We start from the raw sequence: 21,005 nt of genomic DNA on the forward strand, positions 1-21,005 counted from the left end.
CTCCTTTTTTCTTATATATCAACCTATACGTATCGAATACGTTAGTCTCCACAGACCGCGTCTACTAAGACTTGAACCGGCGCTTCCCGGTAGGTGAAGCCTTCGATCTCTTTCACCCGCTTAAAGAATTTGTGGAAGCGTTCATTCGGGTGTCCTTCTTCCTTGTATTTGTGCACAATGCGCTCAAGCAGACCAACAATCTCTGCCGGTTCAATCCCTTCGGCTACAGGTTGGCCTACATGGGCATTACGGCCAACCGTTTTGGCACCAAGGAATAGATCGAACTTGCCTTTTCTAAAGACGAGACCGATATCTTCTGTTACCGCGCCGTAGCATGCCATACCGCAGCCGTTAATGCCGACCTTGGTCTCTTTCGGCATGCTGATTCCCCCTAATACATGCTGAATCTGCTCTGCATATGGAATGGAATCCGTCTTCTCTCCGTCACAGAAATCACAAGCCTTAATGGTTAATACATCGCCGACAGGCTGGATGAGCATCCCAGCTTCCACAAGCCTACGGGTGATGTGCTCCGGGTCGGTGGTCGGGACGCTGATGAGCATCTGATGGTGCGGCGTATATTCTATGCTTCCTTCTTCCCCGACAATTTCGGCAAGCAGCAGCATTTGCTTGGCACTCAGCTTCTTATTGGCTACACCGGGCGAGACGGAAAATTCGAAAATTGCCTCCTGCACAAATCCGGCCGCTGCTACAGGAGCCGCTTCAGGTGAAGTGCCAAGCAGGCGGCTTAAGGCCTCCTCTGCCATATCACGGGAAGAAGTCCGTATCGTTGGAGCTTCAGATTCAGATCCAGGGTTCTCTTTTTGTATATCCGGCGCTACGCTATGCAATGCCCACGGTTCATTCTCTTCCCGCAGACGCTGATGGGGAGCCAGCTTTTGTTTTTCCGCACTTAATGTATATTTGCGCTGATAGCCGCGCGGGGTAATCATTTTTCCATCATACAGGCGTGTAGAATTGTTACCGATCACTACCGTAGTAAGCATGCCGATATCGTGATCAAGCATATGGGCAAGATCTGTAATGACTACGGACTGACGCTCGCGGTAAGCGCTCTTCACCAGGCCAACCGGTGTATCCGGTGATCTGTACTTCAATAAAATACGCTGCGTCTCTTCGATCTGACGTGTTCTGCGTCCGCTTTTTGGATTGTACAGCGCAATGACAAAATCTGCTTGTCCGGCCGCTTCCACACGTCTGGCAATCAACTCCCACGGTGTCAGGTGATCACTGAGGCTGATCGTACAAGCATCATGCATGATCGGCGCACCTAACAAGGACGCGCAGGAATTAATGGCCGAAATGCCCGGAATCACCTCTACCCCGATCCCTTCCTTCTCTGTCCAGCCCTGCTCCATCAACACTTCATATACCAGACCGGCCATACCATATACACCCGCATCTCCGCTGGAGATAACACCGACGATCTTGCCTTTTTCCGCTTGGCGTACCGCTTCTTGGGCGCGTCCTACCTCTTCAGTCATTCCCGCCTGAATTACGGTCTGGTCTTCTCGCAGCAGGCCCCGGATCAAATCAACGTATGTCGTATAACCAAGGATGATTTCACACTCTTCAATGGCCTCGCGAGCCCGCTGGGTAATATGTTCGAAGCTTCCCGGTCCAAATCCGATAATCAGTACTTTTCCGCTTTTTTTATCCATACGATCACCCCATTTTTTGTTTGCTTTCATTCCTTCTCTTCTTTAATTCACATCTCAACTTCGCTGCTGTGCGCGGATATGTCAGTGAAACAGAGTCAAGTGAAGGAGCCAGCGCCTCCCACACATCGAACAGAAGCGGCGTGCCTACCTGCAGAGAGGCCAGTACATCACGCTGCGCAAATACATCTTCTGGCACTCCCTCTAATACCAAACGCCCTTTGTCCATGACAAAAATCCAATCTGCCCATTCGTAGGCCAAATCAATGTCATGCGTTGCCATGAGCATTGTTGTCCCCTCTTCTTCGTGAATGGTATCAAGTTCTTCAAGCAGCCGCCTTGTATGCAGGCAATCAAGATACGCCGTCGGCTCATCTAGAAGCAGAAGTTCCGGCCGCATCACCATGACACCAGCCAACGCTACACGCTTTTTCTGACCCAAGCTTAAATGATGCACTGGCCTTGCATGCAGCTCATCTAAGCCAAAACGCGACAGTGCATGTGCTACTCTTTGATTAATCTCGCTCTCGGCCAGGCCAGCATTGCACAATCCGTAAGAGAGATCTTCTGCAACGGTACTTGCAATCAACTGCTGTTCCGGGTCTTGAAAAACCAGGCCTACCTTTCGTCTAAGTTCTGATAAAAAGGTTCGGCCATATATATAGGGCTCGCCCTTCCATCTCATCTCTCCGCGCTCCGGTTGATAAATACCATTCAGATGCAGGAATAGTGTCGATTTGCCGCAGCCGTTATGTCCAATTAGCGCACAGCGGGCTCCCGTGGGAATCCGCAGGGTTACCCCGTCTAATGCAGGCTGCGTGCTTCCCGGATATGTATAGGACACATCATCCATTTCTATAATCCAAGCCAACCACCTTACCTCCTCGTCCACCATTCAAGCGCCACAAGTAAAACAAAACCAACAACAGCCTCGACCCCATAGCGTCCCGCTCCTGAAAAAGATGCCGTAGATATGACCCGCAAATCGCCGGTAAACCCACGGGCGGCAAGTCCGATAGAAAGCTGCTGGTAACGCTGAAATGTACGGGTAAAAAGCCGAACGATCAGAAAACCTGCATCCCGTATTTTCTTTCGAAATCTTCCGCTCCCGCTCCGTGCCTGCTGGGCGGTCCACAACTGTTCTGCCGTCTCCAAAAAAACAAAGACGAAACGGTACATAACAAGCAGCAAATCAGTTAGAAGCACCGGCACTTTTACGCGCCGCAGGACCGTAAGCAATTCCGTAAACGGCACCGTCAACAAGATAAAATACAGGCAGGATACCGAAGCCAGCGAACGAATGAGCAGCATACCAGCCTTCTCCACGCCCTCTCTACTTCCGTATATGTGCCAGGAGGCGGCAGAAAATTGGAATAACACCGTGTCCGTTGGTGGTGCAGCGGATATCTCCACCACCAACGGAGGCAGGCCGAGCATCAGGAACAATGTCACTGCCCCAAGCAATCGCACATACACCCGACCCGAAATACCGGCACGAAGGACAATCCATGCACTCATCCACATGAACACAGCAGCATGCACCAACGTATGTGATAGCAGGACAAACAACAGCATGCAAAGCCCGAAGCCTACCTTTTGCGCCGGATAAATATGACGAAGTCGGTTCGTATATGCGATGGCATCAAGCTGAATCTTCATCCAACTGGTCTCGCTTTAAAGACCGGCCCTTATAATAACCGATGCCATACCCGATAATACCGGCTCCAATCGCAGCCTGCAGAGCAAACAAAAGACTCTCCGTCTCACCGCCCGGTAGCTCAAACAATGGCTCACTCCACGGCTCGTAAGTCGGTGCTACTTCACCGATGGCTTCCTCCGCCGCTCCATCTGCGCCTCCAAATTCAGAATCCTTGATGAGCAGAAGCGGAAGCGCAATCAGCGCGATGACACTAAGGACAAGCACGATATTTAACCAACCTTTTGATTTGTTCATCGTTACGCTCCTCGTCTAATAGATTGCAATTGCATCAATTCTTTTCCGTTATAGGCAACAAGCCAGTTCCATACAAGCACCGTCAATAATCCTTCACTAATAGCCAGCGGCACTTGGGTTACAGCAAAAATCCCTGCAAATTTTGCAAATGATGCCGCAAAGCCACCGCTTGCCGCTGGAAAAGCAAGCGCCAGTTGTACAGAAGTTACAAGATATGTCGTCAAATCAGCCAATGCGGCTGCCATAAAAATCGCCAGCCGCTGCTTTCCTGTAGAACGAGCGATCGCTTGGTACACAGCATATGCAACAAAGGGTCCCACTACCGCCATAGAGAATGCGTTAGCCCCTAGCGTAGTTAATCCTCCGTGCGCGAGAAGAAGAGCTTGGAACAGAAGAACAAGTGTCCCTAGTACCGTCATAGCAAGCGGACCGAACAAGGCTGCCCCAAGACCTACACCCGTCGGATGTGAACTGCTGCCTGTTACAGAAGGAATTTTTAGTGCGGATAGAACAAAAGCAAAAGCACCTACCAGACCAAGCAGAAGCTTCGCCTCTGGGTTTTCTCTTGTAATCCGTGTCAATGACCGAACACCCAACAGGAAAAAGGGCAGAAATAATACCCACCAGAATACGGCCCATTTTACAGGCAGAAATCCTTCCATAATGTGCATAGCATAAGCGGTCTGCGGATCATTCCATACGAAATACAGCACAAATCCCAAAACCACAGCTATGCTTGATAGCGTACGCTTTCGTTTCATTCATCTTCCCCCTCTTAACTCTATATACAAATAAAAAAAGCATCCTCTCCCACGGAAAAGATGCTTAGGTATACAAAAGCGCACAATCGGTTAACCAAACAAGCCAAGCGTACATCATGCCCCTTCGAACACCTACCCATCCTCGTGGTGTAGCAGTGTTGCTCTTTACGGCAGGTCTCCTGGCTTCGAGTCAATGAACAATCACCCCCTTCCCGCTTCGCAGGCGAAGCAGTGGGTGAATCGATGGGATTGTTCTCCTCTTCACAGTGGCGGGACCGCGTCGGTTTTGCACCGAACTTCCCTTTTAAACTTTCCATTCCGATCTTCCTTTCTATAACCGGAATTTTAAGTACCATAAAGCTATTCCTATTCAGTTTAAAATTGTGCTCATTATACCACACACCCTAAAATAGCGCTATATTCAATATGCCGTATTTTATGACCATTTTTATGACTGTACGCCCTTATATTGTGACTTCTACGCCTTTATAATAAGCGATAAGGCACACTATCTATCTCATAACACAATTTGAGAATATACCGTCTCCATCTCTAGTAAAAAAGAATTATAATAAAAATACCAACTCTGTAATAAGGAGAGCGGAAAACTGTATGATCAAAATCCTGATTGCTGACGACCAGACACTTATGAGAGAGGGCCTTAGAACAATACTGGATTTAGAAGACGATATGCAGGTGATCGGCACTACAGAAAACGGCCTCGAAGCCTATGAAATGGTGGCAAAATTTCAACCCGATATTGTCTTGATGGATATTAAGATGCCGGTCATGGATGGCATTGAGAGCACCAAAAAAATTAAAAAAGACTATCCTGCTACCCTTATTCTCATTCTGACGACATTTGCAGAAGATGAGTACATCGTAGAAGGTCTATCCAACGGTGCAAGCGGCTTCTTATTGAAAGATATGCCGGGTGATAAGCTGATTGCAACCATCCGCGACGCGGCCATAGGACAGATCATGCTGCCTGCCGTCATCGCCGCCAAACTGGCGGCACGCCTCTCACACTTCTCCTCTCAAGCACAACATACGATTCATACCGAACGACTTAAGCAGCAAGGAGTCGAATTGTCCGATCGTGAGAAAGAGATTGCGGCTCTTATGCTTCAGGGCATGAACAACCGACAAATCGCTAAAACATTGTATATCAGTGAAGGTACCGTGAAGAATTATGTCAGCATGATCTATGCAAAAATCGGCACGAATGAACGCTCAAAAGCCATTGTGTACTTAAAAGATTTAGGAGTGGAACCGAAGTAAACACCTGCTAGTAGCATACATAAAAAGGGGGCTGCCTAGCATGAAGGGGAATGCTTTTGCCTTCGTTATTCTTTGTGTGTGCGTATTCCTCACCGGCTGCACAGCCCGGTCCAATCCGCCTGTAGCATCTTTCGGTATTCTCGATGCTTCCAGTTGGAACTTCGCTAAGCAGGGGCCTATTGAACTGAATGGAGAGTGGGGACTTACATGGGGGCAATTTACTGCACCGAGCAACTCACTGCCTGCCTCTACAGCCGAGATGTCCACTATTTCTGTTCCTTCGATATGGAATGGAAAACAGGTTGGGGGACATTCTCTTTCCGGTAAGGGATATGCAACGTACACAATTTCCATCCGCTTTAATCCTGCGGATAATATGTCTCTCAAAGCTCTATACATCCCGATTGTTTTTACATCCTACACGCTTTATATCAATGGAGCACCTACTGCTTCCGCAGGTACTCCCGGCATGAATAAGCACAGTACGAAGCCGCAAGATATAACGCAGGTCGTCTATTTTCATCCGCGACATAACCAGGTGACACTCACCTTTCACGTGTCCAACTTTGCCCATAAAAAGGGTGGCATTTGGAAACCGATTCTTCTCGGGGATTATAAGCAGATCACAGATCTACGGGAGAAGAGACTGATCTTCGATGCAGCTCTCTCATCAAGTCTTCTCATTGTCGGAGTCTATCATGTTGTTATTTATCTATTGCGCCGCAAGAACACATCAGCGCTGTATTTTAGCTTATTCTGCATGCTGATCGGCGTACGCTCCATCATTAGCGGACGTGATGTTCTCCTCACTAAGCTGTGGCCCGACTTCAACTGGGACCTTGCTTTGCGCATTGAATATCTTGCCTTTTACCTTGCTCTTCCGTTTTTTTCAATGTTCATTCGTTCGCTATATCCGGAAGACATTCATTCGATTTTTATTCGCACAGTACAGATCTTATCAACACTTTTCAGTCTGATTACCGTTCTGACACCTTCTACTTTTTATACGGAAGCAATCGTTCCGTTCTATGGAGTTATGCTTGCCAGCATTTTTTATCTTATAGGGTGTCTCGTCCTTATTGTGATGCGAAGAAGAGAATTTGCACTTCTCAATGCATCTGTGGCTGTGTTTTTCCTAATTACGGCGATTAATGACGTATTATACTACAATCAAATCGTCCCCATCGGCAACATGACACCATTCGGATTGTTTTTGTTTATCTTCGTACAATCCTTCACGATCTCAATTAAGTCTTCACGTGCCTTTACTGAAGTGGAGAGAATCTCAAGGGAGTTAAAGGAATTGAATAATACCCTTGAAGAAAAAGTTATAGAACGAACAGAAAAGCTAACGTCCTCACTTAAAGAAATGGCAGCAGCCCGGGCTGAGATGTCCGCCCTTGCAGAGCGGAATCGAATCGCTGGAGAGATTCATGATATTGTAGGACATACCTTAACAACTACCGTCGTGCAGATTGAGGCCGGCAAACGCCTCCTTAGCAAAAACCTCCCGCTTGCGATTGAGAAACTGGACTTATCGCAAGAACTTGTGCGTAATGGATTAAATGAAATCCGCCGCACCATTCATACGATTAAAGAGGACGAGACTGATCTTAATCTTGAGGAAGAATTGAAGCAATTAATCCATCTGACAGAAAAGCATGCAGGCGTGAATATTTCCTATTCGATCTCCCCCTTACCCGAACTCCATGCTTTACAGAAAAAATTTCTGTACCACGCTCTTCAGGAAGGGCTAACGAATGGAATCCGGCACGGACAAAGCGCACGTTTTTATTTTACGCTGCAAGAAAAGGATGGGGAGATCACTTTTGTATTAGAAGATGAGGGGCGCGGATGCGAGAACATCGTATACGGATTTGGTCTTCAAACTATGGAACGCCGTGCTCATGAGCTGCATGGTACGCTATCGCTTACATCCCGGCCGCAGCAAGGCTTACGACTCACCATTTTACTCCCGATAAGAATCGAATCTACATCATAAAGCAAAAAGAGTAGAGACCACCTATTGTAAGGTGGTCTTTTTTCCTGCCTTTTTTATATGTTTTATATTCAATATTTCGTAACTACTTTCTTTTTCACTATATTGATATGAATAATAAAGTCTACTATATTATACATATATAGTATAAATTACTTACAAAAGTATAAAGAGAAAAGAAAAGGGGAGAATAACTCCTATCATATGACCCATATTATTTTGAATTATTTAACTGTTACTAGCGGATTTAGTTTATAAAGGAGCGTCCTATTTCCTAAATCATCAAGAAATAAGCAAGGATAGGACTTCGGAAGGAAGATTATCATGAAGCAATACATTGTATTTTTCATCTCATTTTTCTTACTTTTTGGCTTTGGCTTGTCAAACGAAGCAAAAGCGGGAACAGTAAATACTATGGACATACAAAATGTATACATGGATATACGAGATTTTGGCGCAAAAGCAAATGATCAGGCAGACGATTCGGCTGCCATTATGAGCGCGATCCAAAAAGCGGATCAGGCAGGTGGAGGGACGGTATTTCTTCCGGCCGGTACATACCAGGTCTCTGCGATCAAAGCGACCGTACGCAACCCCATCTCTATTGTGGGCGAGCCCGGTACCGTACTGGACGGTAAGCGTTCCACCCAACCTACTCTAGTAAGCATCGGCGGCACAAGACAAGAATCCGCCCCATTAACAACCAATGCAGTCAAAGGCAGCCATACGATCAACACAGCCCTTTCCATCGCCCCTGGAGATATCGTCTTACTTCACTCTACCGATCTATTCAACCCAGCACGCAGCTATTATTATCGTGGTGAGCTGGCTGAGGTTCAATCCGTCGCAGGCAATGACATTACATTAACCAATCCGTTATTCGACACCTACAATGCAGCTTCTACCGTTGTCTATAAACTCACCATGCCAAAAATTAGTATCACAAATCTTATGATTGAGCGTGACTCTTCTCATGCCGGTCTCATCGTACAATATGCAAAGGATGTGCAGATCAATAATGTTGAAGTGGCCGGCGCCCGAGAACGCGGAATCGGTGTCGCATATGCATACGGCGGTACATTAGAGAAGAATGAGGCGAGCGATTGCTGGTATGAAGGAAGCGGGACAAGCTATGGCCTAAGCATCGCGTCTTCTCAGCATCTTATGGTTAAAAATAACTGGTTCCATGGCGGACGCCACGGCCTCTCGCTTGGCGGACAGGAGCCAACGCGCGATATCACAATTACACAGAACGTTATTGATAACTATGAAAAGTCACGAGTTGGCGCATTGAATACCCATGAAAATGTAGAATACATCAACGTATCGCAGAATGAAATACTAAACGGTGTCTCCACTGTCGGCGACTATCTTACATTTGAGAATAATAACATTACAACACGCGTGGATTATCCCGGCATTATTGTAAAGCAGAACTGGAACAGCGACCAATTGGTGTTTCGTAATAATAAGATTACGGCTCCTGATCACTTTGGCATTCTATTAGAGACGTATCTGCCGTCCCTTGAAGTTCAACAGGTACTGATCGAAGGAAACACGATCCGCTCTAAATCAGCAGGAATTGGCATTAAGCCCCGCACAGAGACAGCGACGGACACCAAAATCAAGAACCTAATCATTCGAAACAACAACATCGTCTCTTCCATCGACAGTGCGATCTCGATTCGAAACTATAAACAAACGCCGATTGAAGTAACGAATATGACAGTAGAGGGCGGTACATATACATCGACCGCCAATAAAGGAATCTTCGCCCAAATCGCTCCTACTTCCGGACAAGTTGCGGTAAATGGTGCTACGATTCGGACAGATAAGAATACAGAATACGGAATGATGCTGATTCACTTCAAACGCATTGCCATTGATGCATCACGTATCGAAGGTCCGGCAACGTTAGGAAATTCCAGCTTCTTTCAATATGCCGATAACGTAGTAATTACCAACAGTAAGCTCAGTAACTGGAGCTACAAAAACGGCATTCGGACCCTCAATGTAGCGCAAATACAAATGGAAAACAATACGTATGAGAACACTCCTTTCTAACGAATAAAAAGGCGAATGGCAGCGGCTGTATCAGCTACCATTCGCCTTCTTTTATTATGGTTACTACCAACTACGGCCAGCTCCCCCACCTCCCGAGGAGCCTCCCCTACCTCCGGCAGAACCACCACCGCCTCCACCGCCGTTCCTTCCAGAGCGGAGTAACGATAAAATGGCATAGGTTATGGTTCCGCCAAAATATTTCATATCAATATAGATAAGAAATACAAGGCCAATCACAAAGACAACCTTCACCCAGGACGGCAGCGCATCCCACCAAGCTAATTGATCAGACTCCTGATTCGTATACGGAGTAGCGGGTACCTGCAACTGGTCTGCGACATTGTATTCCTTTGCCACCTCATTGATCAGTACCTTATATGTTTCCGTTACAGCTACATTCGGCCGGTCTTCTTTCAGGTAGGGAACGGCGTAGTCATCCAAAATGCGTCCCACCTTTCCATCAGGAAGCGCACCCTCTAACCCATATCCTACTTCCACATAGATTTTCCGATCTTGGACGGCTACCACAAGCAGCACCCCGTTATTCTTCTTAGGGTCGCCAAGACCGTACTTGCGAAAGGCCGCCGTCGCGTATTGATTGATGGAGGCAGGCTCCGTCGAATCCACTGTAAGCACAGCTACTTGCGCAGTGGTACGTTGATCGAGACGCCTTCCATATTGACGCAACGCGTTTTTTTCTTCCGGGGTAAGAATAGCGGCCTGATCCTGTACATAGATGTCTCCTACCGGACGTGGAATCTGTATAGGAGCTGCCGCACTGGCGATAACGCTCGTAAAAAATATAGCGATAAAACTAACCAGGAAGCCATACATTATTCCCTTGCGCATTATTGTCCACCATTAAAATCCACCTGTGGAGCTTTTGCGGCACCAGGGTCCGCTTTGAAATATTCTTTTGCCTCAAATCCACCCATTCCGGCAATCATGCTTCCTGGAAATCGCTTAATATCCTTATTGAACGCAGCAACCTGTGTATTATAATCCTGCCGGGCAACCGCAATGCGATTTTCTGTGCCTGCTAGCTCATCCATCAGTTGGGTAAACTGACGATCTGCTTTAAGGGTCGGGTAGTTCTCTACAACGACCAACAGACGGCTCAGTGCATTACTTAAAGAAGCGTCCGCATTTGCTTGCTCTGCCGGTGTTTTTGCTCCGGCCAATTGCGCCCGTGCATTCGCAATATCTGTCAGCACCTCTTTTTCATGGATGCTGTACCCTTTCACTGTATTAACAAGGTTTGGAATAAGGTCCGCTCTGCGCTGCAATTGATTATCAATCTGCGCCCAGCTTTGGTTTACATTCTCCTCGGCACTGACCAGGCTGTTGTATTTGCCCATACCGAGGAAGGCAACCGCAAGGAAGGCAATAACTACTACAATAAGTATGGTTTTGGACGAGCTGCTTTTCATGTGATCACTCCTTTACCTTTTTATACGTGTCCGCTTGTTTATCTCTCTATACGCGCTTCATCCCGTTAGGTTACAATATCTCCCTTATATTTATTGTACAGATTGCGTTGCTAGTACACAAAACAGCCGGGATGGTCCTGATGATTCTTTCCCCTAAAAGAAAAAAATGACACAGCCTGCGCAGAGAGCTGTGCCACCTAGTGTACGCGGTGTTCCGTTTTTCGTTTATCGAGCGCAGCACCCGTCTGTTTTTTATACTCGAAGCAATCGTACGACAGCTCGTTTCATGGCTTCTACGATTTGCGGCTTTGCTCGGGGAGAAGACACAAAGATCGTGTGCATTCCTAATCGATTGCCGGCCCATATATCCGTCATAATTCCATTGCCAATTACCGCTGTCTCCTTTGTTTGGGTGCCGAGAATATTCATCGCTGCAAAAAATGCTTTCTTTTTCGGTTTTCCCGCTTCAAATAAAGCCGGAATCTCATCAAATACCTCGTGGCTTCGTCGCGGAGGTTTGCTGTTTGAGACAATCACCAGCTTGATTGCATAGCGAGACTGAAACTCCTGTGCCCATGCTTTTAGTGTATTCAGCATAACATCAGTGTTACTATCCGTTACTGTATTACTCCAATCCAGGATGATTCCTCTAATCCCTGCCTGCTGTAATGCCTCTCCGTCTATCTCATAAATGGACCGTGCAGTTTGGGAAGGTTGTAAAATAGGCATAAGCTTCCCCCTGTTGGGCTGTACTCATTGTCAACCAGTTATATATAGCTTGGCTTTATTTTTAAAAATTATAAGCACCTCTGCGCGTAATAAGGCGATAAGTACCGTTGCGAAGCATCCGGTCGTTCCCTGGCAGAAGTTTACCCGTATCTGATCAAAGAGGATAGGGGCGTAATTCCGTCCTTGATTGGGCAGAATATGTTCTGGGACTGTGCTAGTAAAGCAGCAATTCCCCATCATAAACAAAGGAGTGGGATAGATGGCTGAAAACAAAGATCGCAACCGGAACAATACAGTTAATGATGACGTGACAAATAACAATGTCGGTGAGGCTGTAGGTACTGTGGGCGGCGGTGTTGCCGGCGCTGCTGTCGGATCCATTTTTGGACCGCTTGGCACTGTTGCAGGTGCAATCGCTGGCGGTGCATTGGGGAACCAGGTCGGTGAAGGTGTAGAAGATACCGACGACGACACACAAAGTCGAGACGAATAAAATACGCAGTATGATCTGGTAAGAAGAAGCGAGGGACAGAGGCAATGCTGCGCCCTCGCTTCCTTGATGAAGTCAAAATTCCACTGCCCTTTTCGGTACCCATCTCCAAGGCAAAATAAAAAGACCTACCTCATGAATCATGAAGGCAAGCCTTTTTCAGTTGGTATTTACTTCGTAGCAGCAACTCTCAACTGTTCATTCTTTTTAAGCAATTGCGTGAAGGAAGGCGTTATTTTAATCTTGAAAGGACGCCTTACACCTTCTTTTAATCTAGGCATCGGAATCATGTCAAAACCTCCTTTCTATATCATCCTTGATAACTATATTTTAACAGAATGTATGAGATGAAAATGTAATCCAAATTACAAACCTGTATTTTATACGAACCCTACATACAACGGTTATGATACAGCTATCGTTTATGACGATAAAGAGTACCCTGATAAGATCAGCAGACGCTGCGATCATTGCGGTAACACTCATTAACGATGTCGAAAAAACTCTTTAGTTTAGTAAAGGATTGCACCTCACCTTGAAACAAAAAATGACACAGCCTGCATGTGTGCAGAAAACTGTGTCATTTTTTTATGATAACAGCGGCCCCGAGAGGAATCGAACCTCCGACGCACGGTTTAGGAAACCGACGCTCTATCCGCTGAGCTACGGAGCCAATGGAATTATTATATATAACTTCTTTTTGATTTTCAAACACCAACTTCAACTGCAAATATACTTCCATGTTTATTCATGAAATCTCTACTTCATCCGCCATATTTCTCTTTTACCGAGAAAACCGTTTGATTTTCCCTCCAACATGCTACTGTAATATTACAGTTCAAATAAAACAACAACAATTATAGCACAGGCGGGGTGGATCACATGCTATCAAACCGTTTACGAAACAAAGCATTATTCAGTAAGATTGTTACCAGTAAAGAAGCAGCCGGTTGGGTCCAGCACGGTATGACTATCGGATTCAGCGGGTTCACTTCATCCGGTGATCCGAAGGAACTTCCTACCGCGATCGCCGAGCGAGCACGCGAGAGTGGACAACCGTTTAAAATCAATGTATATACCGGGGCTTCCGTCGCTCCTCATGTTGATTCCGTACTAGCAGAGTATATGGATCTTCGCCTTCCATTCCAATCTGACGCTGTACTACGCAAAGAAATCAACAAAGGAAATGTACGCTACATTGATCAGCATCTCTCAGAGGCAAGTGATGCATTGAATACAGGCGCCGTTCCCCAAGTTGATATCGCGATCGTGGAAGCGCTTGCGATTACAGAAGATGGCGGCATTATCCTTACTACTTCCTGTGGTAATACGCATACGTATGTAAAAAATGCAAAAGAAGTCATCGTAGAGGTAAATCTCGCTCAACCTCTTTCTTTAGAAGGTGCACATGACGTATATGATATTGCTGATTTTGGTGAACGCCAAGCCATTCCGCTTACGTCTGTCGATCAACGCATTGGACACACGTGTATTCCTGTTGGACTCGACCGCATCAAGGGCATTGTCATAACCAATACACCGGATACGGCGAAGACACTCATCGAACCGGACGCGGAAACCATTATGATCGCAGATCACCTGCTTACTTTTTTACGGGAAGAAATGAAAGCAGGTCGCCTTCCTAAGAAACTGCCGCCGCTTCAATCAGGTGTAGGTTCTGTTGCTAACGCTGTTTTTCGTGGCTTTTTGCATTCCGAATTTACTGATTTGGAATTGTATTCCGAAGTGCTTCAAGATTCGGTGTTCGATTTGATTGATGCGGACAAAATTCATTTTGCCTCTGGCGGTGCGCTGACTCTATCACAGGCCAAGATGGATACTGTCCTGCCCAACTTTGAGAAGTACAGTGAGAAGGTTATGTTGCGGCCGCAGGATATGTCTAACAATCCTGAGATCATTCGCCGTCTCGGCTTAATTACGATCAACACTGCACTTGAAGTTGATATTTACGGTAACGTAAATTCAACACATGTAATGGGAAGTAAAATGATGAATGGAATCGGCGGTTCAGGCGATTTTACACGCAATGCACGTATCAGTATTTTTGTGACGAAGTCTGTGGCAAAAAACGGCTGTATTTCAAGTATTGTTCCGTTCGCTTCCCATATCGATCATACAGCACATGATGCGATGGTGATTGTTACAGAACATGGCGTAGCCGATCTAAGAGGCTTAAGTCCACGAGAGCGTGCTGAGAAGCTCATTACAAACTGTGCCGATCCTTCTTATCGAGAGCAATTGTACGCTTACTTTACAGAAGCATGTGGGCGCGGTGGATATACGCCGCATGTTATTGAGAAGGCGTTGTCTTGGCATACACGCTTTGCTAAGGAAGGAACCATGCGTGAACAGATCACCGAAGCTTCTGTACACTAGCGACCACGGTTTTCCCGGCTGTGACCGGGCAATTTCCCGCTGTTTCAGCGCACCACAAAAGTTTTAAAACCGGAGTAAAACTCTGCTTTGTGTCCGTTTATTGTATTTTATCCAAAAACGTGCGTATGCAAGTGTAAACTCTGTTATCGTATTATTTGTAAAACATTTAAAAACACAGTATATTCATTCTTTCTCCCCAACTAATCGCATGACATAGAGATGGCGTACGCAGATCATTCTGACGTACGCCATCTTCGTTATCATACATTATTTTGTTTTAGCAACAAGCTTCTCAAGGCCGCCCATGTATGGACGCAGCGGTTCAGGAATCAGCACGCTGCCGTCCTCTTGCTGGCAGTTTTCTAAAATGGCCGCCATTGTGCGACCAATCGCAAGTCCTGACCCATTCAACGTATGGACGAATTCAGGCTTTGCTTTTGTATCGCGACGGAAGCGGATGCCTGCACGACGCGCCTGGAAGTCTTCGAAATTACTGCAGCTTGAAATCTCACGGTACGTATCATAGCTTGGCAGCCATACTTCGATGTCGTACTTCTTCGCTGCTGTAAAGCCCAGATCAGCCGTACACATGCTTAACACACGGTAGGGCAATCCAAGGATCTGCAGCACCTTCTCCGCATTGTTTACGAGGCTCTCCAGCTCGTCATATGATGTCTCAGGAGCTACGAACTTGACCAGCTCAACTTTATTGAATTGGTGCTGGCGAATTAACCCACGCGTATCACGTCCGGCAGACCCAGCTTCAGAGCGGAAACAAGCGCTGTAAGCCGCATAGCGGATTGGCAGGATATCCATCGGCATAATCTCATCGCGGTGATAGTTCGTGACCGGTACTTCTGCAGTTGGGATAAGGAAGTACTCCGTATCGGCAAGCTTAAAGGCATCTTCTTCGAATTTAGGAAGCTGGCCTGTACCCGTCATGCTTTCACGGTTCACAATATAAGGCGGCAGGATTTCTTCATAGTTGTGCTCCCCTGTATGCAAATCGAGCATGAAGTTGATCAATGCCCGCTCAAGACGCGCACCCATGCCTTTATAGAATACGAAACGGCTGCCCGTAACCTTTGCGGCGGCTTCAAAATCTACGATACCAAGCTCAGCTGCAATCTCCCAGTGCGGCTTCGGCTCAAAAGAGAAGGACGGTGTTTCACCCCAGTGACGGATCGGCACATTGTCATCTTCGCTCTCACCGATCGGCACACTTTCATGCGGCACATTCGGGATTCCAAGCATAATCTGGGAGATCTCTTCTTCCAGTACGCGGATTTGTTCATCGTATTCTTTAATTTTCGCTGATACCTCTTTCATTTCCGCGATGCGATCATCAGCGTTTTGCTTTTCTTTTTTCATGCGCGCGATTTCTTCGGAGACGACATTGCGCTTATTTTTCAACTGCTCACTCTCGGCCAGCAGCGCACGGCGCTTGACGTCCAGATCGGCGAATTTGTCAATTTCGTTCAATTTTTCTCCACGCGTCTCGAGCGCTTTTTTAATCGCGTCGAAATCATTGCGCAGACGTTTTACATCTAACATGCGTATCTCCTCCTGAATAAAGCGTTAAAAAAACAAAAAAATCCCATCCCACTTAAGGGACGAGATTTGAATACCCGTGTTGCCACCCTACTTCAGCATAAGAAGCCCTCTATCGCTTCTGTATGCCCTCTGACACATGATAACGGTGTGATACCGGCCCGGCTCTTCGCCGGCGGCTCTGAGATGGATTTCAGCGGTCTGATCGTTCGGTTCGCACCTTCCACCGACTCTCTGTACGGACAGCTCACGCTTACTTTTCTCTTCTTCGCCTTTATAACTGTAAAAACTATACTTTAACTTTACTATATCCAGAACCAATATGCAAAATGTATCTCCACATCCAAAAGAAAGAGGGACACCGAGCATGGTATCCCTCTCTAGTATTTCTTAGCTGAATAGGCCCTTAATCATGCTGCCCAGACTGCTGAAAATGTCTCCAATAAAGCCGAAGAAAGAGCGGGTAGCCAGACGAAGCCAGCCTGCTTCTTCTACTTCCTCTTTAGCGATTAGTGCGCCGCCGGCTTTTTGTTCGTCGATCGGACGAAGGAATTCATCTGCTTTTCCACCCGGCCCTACAATTTTGATAGAGCCAACAGGCTGTCCCTGTTTGATCGGGGCAGCTACCTGCTTAAACACCGCTTTCGGCTTATATGCGCCTTCTTCTCCAGCTTTGACAGGATAGCGTACATCTTGTCCAGCTACAGCTTCTACTTCTTTTGCCGTACCTTTATCGATCGCTACCATCTCTTGGCCCGGAATTTGGGCGCCTTTTGAGAGAAGAGGCTGCATTTTATAATTGCTAAAGCCATAATCAAGCATTTTGCTTGTCTCTGTAAAACGGCTCATGAATGATTTGGCACCCATCACGACGGTAATAAGACGTACACCGTTGCGCTCAGCTGTACCGGTAAAGCAGAAGCCTGCTGCATTCGTATGACCTGTCTTCAGTCCGTCTACGCCTTTGTATTCCTTCACAAGACCAGGAAGCATCCAGTTCCAGTTGGACATCTTAAGCGGACGACTGGTTCCTTCGCGGAAAGTTTGATGAGGGATTTTCGTCGTTTCCAGCAAACTTGGATGCTTTGCAATCAATTCTTTTGCTAAAATCGCCGAATCACGCGCAGACATCATATTATCTGTGCCATTTGAAGCGTCAGGAGCGAATTGCTTCAAATCCTCGATCGGCAGCCCCGTCGATGTCACGAACTGTGTTTGCGTCATGCCAAATTGCTTGGCGGCACTATTCATCATTTTTACGAACTCGCCTTCCGAACCTGCTATCGTTTTGGCAAGCATGACCGTAGCATCATTAGCAGAATAAATAGCCATGGCATCATAAAGCTCTTTTACCGTATGTACTTCGTTCTGGGCAAGCAGCACGCCCGATGTTCCAGACTTTCCTAGAAAAGCACCGTATTCATCAACTGTAACTTTTTGTTCCCATGTAATCTTCTTCTTCTCAATCGCATCAAGCACAAGATATTCCGTCATCATCTTGGACATACTGGCTGGAGGAAGAGCCTGATTTTCGTTATATTTGTACAGGATTTTTCCCGTGGTCGCCTCAATCATAATGGCTGATTTTACGTCCAACTGTAAGCCCGGGGTGGCTGCTTGGGCCGATCCGGTATTCATCGTAAGAAGAATGGGTACAAAGAACACCATAAACACAAGCAGTAAGGCAAGCGATTTCTTCATTGGTCTAGCAAGCGTTGACAACTTCCGCACCTCCACATAAATTACACAATACTTTTGATTCTACCATACAACATCAAAAAAGACAGGGAATATATTCCCTGTCTTATCAACTATTTTATGACAGCTTATATTTAGGAGAGCGAGTAATTCGGTGACTCTTTTGTAATCTGAACATCATGCGGATGACTCTCTTTTAATCCCGCATTAGTAATACGAATAAACTGCGCATTGTTTTTCAACTCTTCGATTGTCTTCGTACCGCAGTACCCCATACCTGCACGAAGTCCTCCAACCAGTTGATATACCGTGTCAATCAGCGGTCCTTTGTATGGTACACGGCCTTCAATTCCTTCAGGCACAAGCTTCTTATCGTCTTCTTTCTCCTGGAAGTAACGATCTTTACTTCCTTCCTTCATCGCACCGAGTGACCCCATGCCGCGATATACTTTGAAGCGGCGGCCTTGGTAAATTTCTGATTCTCCCGGACTTTCCTCACAGCCAGCGAACAGGCTTCCGATCATGACGACAGAAGCACCGGCTCCGATCGCCTTTGCGATATCTCCAGAGTATTTAATTCCGCCGTCAGCAATGAGCGGAATGTTATATTCCCTTGCTACAGAAGCGCAATCATAGATGGCGGTAATCTGTGGTACTCCGATTCCGGCTACGACACGAGTTGTACAGATTGAGCCGGGTCCGATTCCTACTTTAACAGCGGAAGCACCAGCTTCGATCAATTCGCGTGTCGCCTCCCCTGTGGCTACGTTGCCCGCTACGATTGTTAGATCGGGATATTTTGCGCGCACTTCTTTTACCGTATCAATAACACCTTTGGAATGGCCATGAGCCGTATCGATTACGAGGCAGTCAATTCCTGCTTGCACGAGTGCTTCCGCTCTCTCAAAGGTTTCTTTGGATACCCCAACAGCAGCGCCACATAGAAGTCTTCCATGTGCATCTTTGGCTGCATGGGGAAATTGGATCGCTTTTTCAATATCTTTGATTGTGATAAGACCTTTTAATTCATTGTTCTCATCAACAAGCGGCAGCTTTTCAATTTTATGACGCTGCAAAATTTCTTCAGCTTGCTTTAATGTTGTTCCTACCGGAGCAGTAACAAGTTCCTCTTTTGTCATGACTTCTGAAATTTGTACGGAGTAGTCATGAACGAAGCGAAGATCACGATTCGTTAAAATACCAACCAATTTATTGTTCTCATCAACGATCGGAACGCCAGAAATACGGAACTTCGCCATCAGTTTCTCCGCTTCAGAAACCGGATGAGAAGGCTGCAGCGAAAATGGATTGGTAATAACACCGCTCTCAGAGCGCTTCACACGGTCAACTTCTTCCGCCTGCTGCTCAATGGACATGTTCTTATGAATGATTCCCATGCCCCCCTGACGCGCCATAGCAATGGCTAAAGCCGCTTCTGTCACGGTGTCCATACCAGCGCTAATCAACGGAATATTGAGTTTTACACTTTCACTCAATTGTGTGGAAACATTAACATCACGCGGCAATATTTCGGATTTCCCTGGAATGAGCAAAACATCATCAAATGTTAAACCTTCTTTACTGAATTTATTTTCCCACACGAGTAATACCTTCCTTCTCCATTAGTTTGTTTGTCGTGTAATTATATTATCGAAAGTTTAACAACCCCTTATTTTAATGTCAAGAATTCATTAATATTGTTCGGCTTTTCAGTAAACAATAAGATAAATTAAGCGTTTTCAGTACCATTTTTTATCTTTTAACGAATAATCAAACGAAAAAGGTGAGCGGAGTGTATCGGACGGTCCATACTATAATGTGCGAAAATCCAACGAAAAAAATGTGGGATAGCTATTTATATTTTGAAAGCGAGCCAACGACAAAAGCATTTCTTCAGAAAACATACGAAGAACAAGGAATCCCAAAAGCTAATATATATGCATTCCAGAACGCTTCAAAAGTTATCTATAATTTAAAGCAGGCAAGACAATATTATTTTCTAGCCGATCAAAGCGATATTTTGGTACAGCCGCTCCTTTTGTATTATGGGATGGTCAGTTTGCTCAAAGCATACGTGCTCACACGCGATCCGGATTATCCTTCTACCACCCGTATACTTCAGCATGGAATAACGAGCCGTAAAATCAAAAAGAATTATTATTCGCTTGCAGAAGATGAGGTGAAGGTGCAAAAAGAAGGGCTGCTGCCCCACCTCTACACCTTTTTGAGTAACGAAGGCCTTAGTGACAAGTATCGGCTGCAGAACTTATTAGCAGTCATCCCAGAGCTACAGATGCCTTATCAGAGATTGTATAAGCATACATCTTTACTGCCGATTTCTTTGTCAGCTCACAGGAATTTTGAACAATTATGCACCATTTTTTATCTTCCAGATTATGTACTAGATCAAACCCACTTAACGTATAACGGATTTATTCATTATTTAAACCGCTACAATAAAAAGAATGCTTTTTTTTCCGCTTCCTCTATTGAAGCTCCACGTGGAATTTTACGCTTAGAGTGGCACCATCCCCGTTCCATTCATGTTACAGAAAGCGGAGATGGATTTGAAAACTCACTTTTTCTTTATGATTATAAAGGAAATTTTTTCTATAAAACAAAAATAGAGCAGGAACAGAATATACCAGAAGTAGTCAATCATTATATGGTGATGTATGTGCTTGGAATGCTTTGCCGATATGAAACAGAGCGGTGGGGCGAGATTGTATTTTCCTTTATGTCTGAAGATATGTATATGATCCAGGAGTTTTTATCATTATCAGCCCGTAAATTTCCGAATCTTGTATATGATTTGCTCCTAAAAGAACGGCATATTTTTCATACGGAATAAACAACAAAAACCCCGCGTCCAAAAATTTGGACGCGGGGTTTTATCTTATACCCTGAAAACTGGATGGAAGAAAAATGACGCGTAAAGGAATCTTTGATTTTTGGTTAAGCCCTCGACCGAT

At 45.8% G+C, this 21,005-nt stretch carries 17 protein-coding genes, 1 tRNA gene, 1 riboswitch and 1 other annotated feature; of the genes, 6 read left to right on the forward strand and 12 right to left on the reverse strand.

Going from position 1 to position 21,005, the window contains the following annotated elements; genetic code table 11:
- Nucleotides 1-41: 41 nt before the first annotated feature.
- From cobJ to AB3351_RS21990, 5 genes are read right to left on the reverse strand one after another with little or no spacing between them, the layout of a single operon-like run.
- Nucleotides 42-1,712, reverse strand: a complete 1,671-nt coding sequence (gene cobJ, locus AB3351_RS21970) for a precorrin-3B C(17)-methyltransferase (protein WP_371149259.1) — start codon at nucleotides 1,710-1,712, stop codon at nucleotides 42-44.
- A complete protein-coding gene (locus AB3351_RS21975) occupies nucleotides 1,687-2,532 on the reverse strand; it encodes an energy-coupling factor ABC transporter ATP-binding protein (RefSeq protein ID WP_371149277.1) in 846 nt (281 codons plus the stop codon). Before AB3351_RS21975 ends, cobJ begins: the two co-directional genes overlap by 26 nt.
- 23 nt (nucleotides 2,533-2,555) lie before the next feature.
- Nucleotides 2,556-3,338, reverse strand: coding sequence for a cobalt ECF transporter T component CbiQ (gene cbiQ, locus AB3351_RS21980; protein ID WP_371149260.1), 783 nt, complete (start codon nucleotides 3,336-3,338; stop codon nucleotides 2,556-2,558).
- Entirely contained in the window at nucleotides 3,322-3,633 is a 312-nt protein-coding gene (locus tag AB3351_RS21985) for an energy-coupling factor ABC transporter substrate-binding protein (protein ID WP_371149261.1), read from the reverse strand. Before AB3351_RS21985 ends, cbiQ begins: the two co-directional genes overlap by 17 nt.
- Nucleotides 3,634-3,635: 2 nt before the next feature.
- A complete protein-coding gene (locus AB3351_RS21990; RefSeq protein ID WP_371149262.1) occupies nucleotides 3,636-4,394 on the reverse strand; it encodes an energy-coupling factor ABC transporter permease in 759 nt (252 codons plus the stop codon).
- A 152-nt stretch (nucleotides 4,395-4,546) separates the two neighbouring features.
- Nucleotides 4,547-4,766, reverse strand: a riboswitch (cobalamin riboswitch).
- Nucleotides 4,767-5,006: 240 nt separating this feature from the next.
- On the opposite strand from AB3351_RS21990, the gene AB3351_RS21995 reads away from it, so the two are divergent.
- The 3 genes from AB3351_RS21995 to AB3351_RS22005 all read left to right on the forward strand — a co-directional run bounded on the left by AB3351_RS21995 (nucleotide 5,007) and on the right by AB3351_RS22005 (nucleotide 9,738).
- Nucleotides 5,007-5,675 (forward strand): response regulator, encoded by a 669-nt coding sequence (locus tag AB3351_RS21995; RefSeq protein ID WP_371149263.1) that lies wholly within the window; start codon nucleotides 5,007-5,009, stop codon nucleotides 5,673-5,675.
- 40 nt (nucleotides 5,676-5,715) lie between these two features.
- Nucleotides 5,716-7,677: a sensor histidine kinase gene (locus tag AB3351_RS22000; RefSeq protein ID WP_371149264.1), complete on the forward strand. Its 1,962-nt coding sequence runs from the start codon at nucleotides 5,716-5,718 to the stop codon at nucleotides 7,675-7,677.
- Between the two features lie 321 nt (nucleotides 7,678-7,998).
- Nucleotides 7,999-9,738 carry a right-handed parallel beta-helix repeat-containing protein gene (locus AB3351_RS22005; RefSeq protein WP_371149265.1) on the forward strand — a complete coding sequence of 580 codons (1,740 nt, stop codon included), beginning with the start codon at nucleotides 7,999-8,001 and terminating at the stop codon, nucleotides 9,736-9,738.
- A gap of 63 nt (nucleotides 9,739-9,801) precedes the next feature.
- Here AB3351_RS22005 and AB3351_RS22010 read toward each other — a convergent pair whose 3' ends face one another.
- The 3 genes from AB3351_RS22010 to AB3351_RS22020 all read right to left on the reverse strand — a co-directional run bounded on the left by AB3351_RS22010 (nucleotide 9,802) and on the right by AB3351_RS22020 (nucleotide 11,897).
- Complete coding sequence (locus tag AB3351_RS22010) at nucleotides 9,802-10,587, reverse strand: TPM domain-containing protein (protein WP_371149266.1); 786 nt, start codon at nucleotides 10,585-10,587, stop codon at nucleotides 9,802-9,804.
- Nucleotides 10,587-11,168, reverse strand: coding sequence for a LemA family protein (locus tag AB3351_RS22015; protein ID WP_371149267.1), 582 nt, complete (start codon nucleotides 11,166-11,168; stop codon nucleotides 10,587-10,589). The genes AB3351_RS22010 and AB3351_RS22015 overlap by 1 nt, the downstream gene beginning before the upstream one ends.
- Before the next feature lie 252 nt (nucleotides 11,169-11,420).
- Nucleotides 11,421-11,897 carry a YqeG family HAD IIIA-type phosphatase gene (locus AB3351_RS22020; protein ID WP_371149268.1) on the reverse strand — a complete coding sequence of 159 codons (477 nt, stop codon included), beginning with the start codon at nucleotides 11,895-11,897 and terminating at the stop codon, nucleotides 11,421-11,423.
- A gap of 259 nt (nucleotides 11,898-12,156) precedes the next feature.
- On the opposite strand from AB3351_RS22020, the gene AB3351_RS22025 reads away from it, so the two are divergent.
- On the forward strand, nucleotides 12,157-12,390 hold the full coding sequence (locus tag AB3351_RS22025; RefSeq protein WP_371149269.1) for a glycine zipper domain-containing protein: 234 nt from the start codon (nucleotides 12,157-12,159) through the stop codon (nucleotides 12,388-12,390).
- Between the two features lie 597 nt (nucleotides 12,391-12,987).
- Here AB3351_RS22025 and AB3351_RS22030 read toward each other — a convergent pair.
- Nucleotides 12,988-13,060, reverse strand: a tRNA-Arg gene (locus AB3351_RS22030).
- Between the two features lie 209 nt (nucleotides 13,061-13,269).
- On the opposite strand from AB3351_RS22030, the gene AB3351_RS22035 reads away from it, so the two are divergent.
- Nucleotides 13,270-14,784, forward strand: coding sequence for a succinate CoA transferase (locus AB3351_RS22035; protein ID WP_371149270.1), 1,515 nt, complete (start codon nucleotides 13,270-13,272; stop codon nucleotides 14,782-14,784).
- Between the two features lie 267 nt (nucleotides 14,785-15,051).
- Here AB3351_RS22035 and serS read toward each other — a convergent pair whose 3' ends face one another.
- The 3 genes from serS to guaB all read right to left on the reverse strand — a co-directional run bounded on the left by serS (nucleotide 15,052) and on the right by guaB (nucleotide 19,634).
- Complete coding sequence (gene serS, locus AB3351_RS22040; RefSeq protein WP_371149271.1) at nucleotides 15,052-16,338, reverse strand: serine--tRNA ligase; 1,287 nt, start codon at nucleotides 16,336-16,338, stop codon at nucleotides 15,052-15,054.
- Between the two features lie 52 nt (nucleotides 16,339-16,390).
- Nucleotides 16,391-16,613, reverse strand: a binding site (T-box leader).
- Nucleotides 16,614-16,725: 112 nt separating this feature from the next.
- Entirely contained in the window at nucleotides 16,726-18,057 is a 1,332-nt protein-coding gene (locus tag AB3351_RS22045) for a D-alanyl-D-alanine carboxypeptidase family protein (RefSeq protein WP_371149272.1), read from the reverse strand.
- A 110-nt stretch (nucleotides 18,058-18,167) separates the two neighbouring features.
- Nucleotides 18,168-19,634 carry an IMP dehydrogenase gene (gene guaB, locus AB3351_RS22050; protein WP_371149273.1) on the reverse strand — a complete coding sequence of 489 codons (1,467 nt, stop codon included), beginning with the start codon at nucleotides 19,632-19,634 and terminating at the stop codon, nucleotides 18,168-18,170.
- A gap of 191 nt (nucleotides 19,635-19,825) precedes the next feature.
- Between guaB and AB3351_RS22055 the strand changes: the two genes are divergently transcribed.
- Nucleotides 19,826-20,884, forward strand: coding sequence for a YaaC family protein (locus AB3351_RS22055; RefSeq protein WP_371149274.1), 1,059 nt, complete (start codon nucleotides 19,826-19,828; stop codon nucleotides 20,882-20,884).
- The last annotated feature ends 121 nt before the right edge of the window (nucleotides 20,885-21,005 follow it).

This window comes from Aneurinibacillus sp. REN35, from assembly GCF_041379945.2.
Lineage (GTDB): Bacteria > Bacillota > Bacilli > Aneurinibacillales > Aneurinibacillaceae > Aneurinibacillus.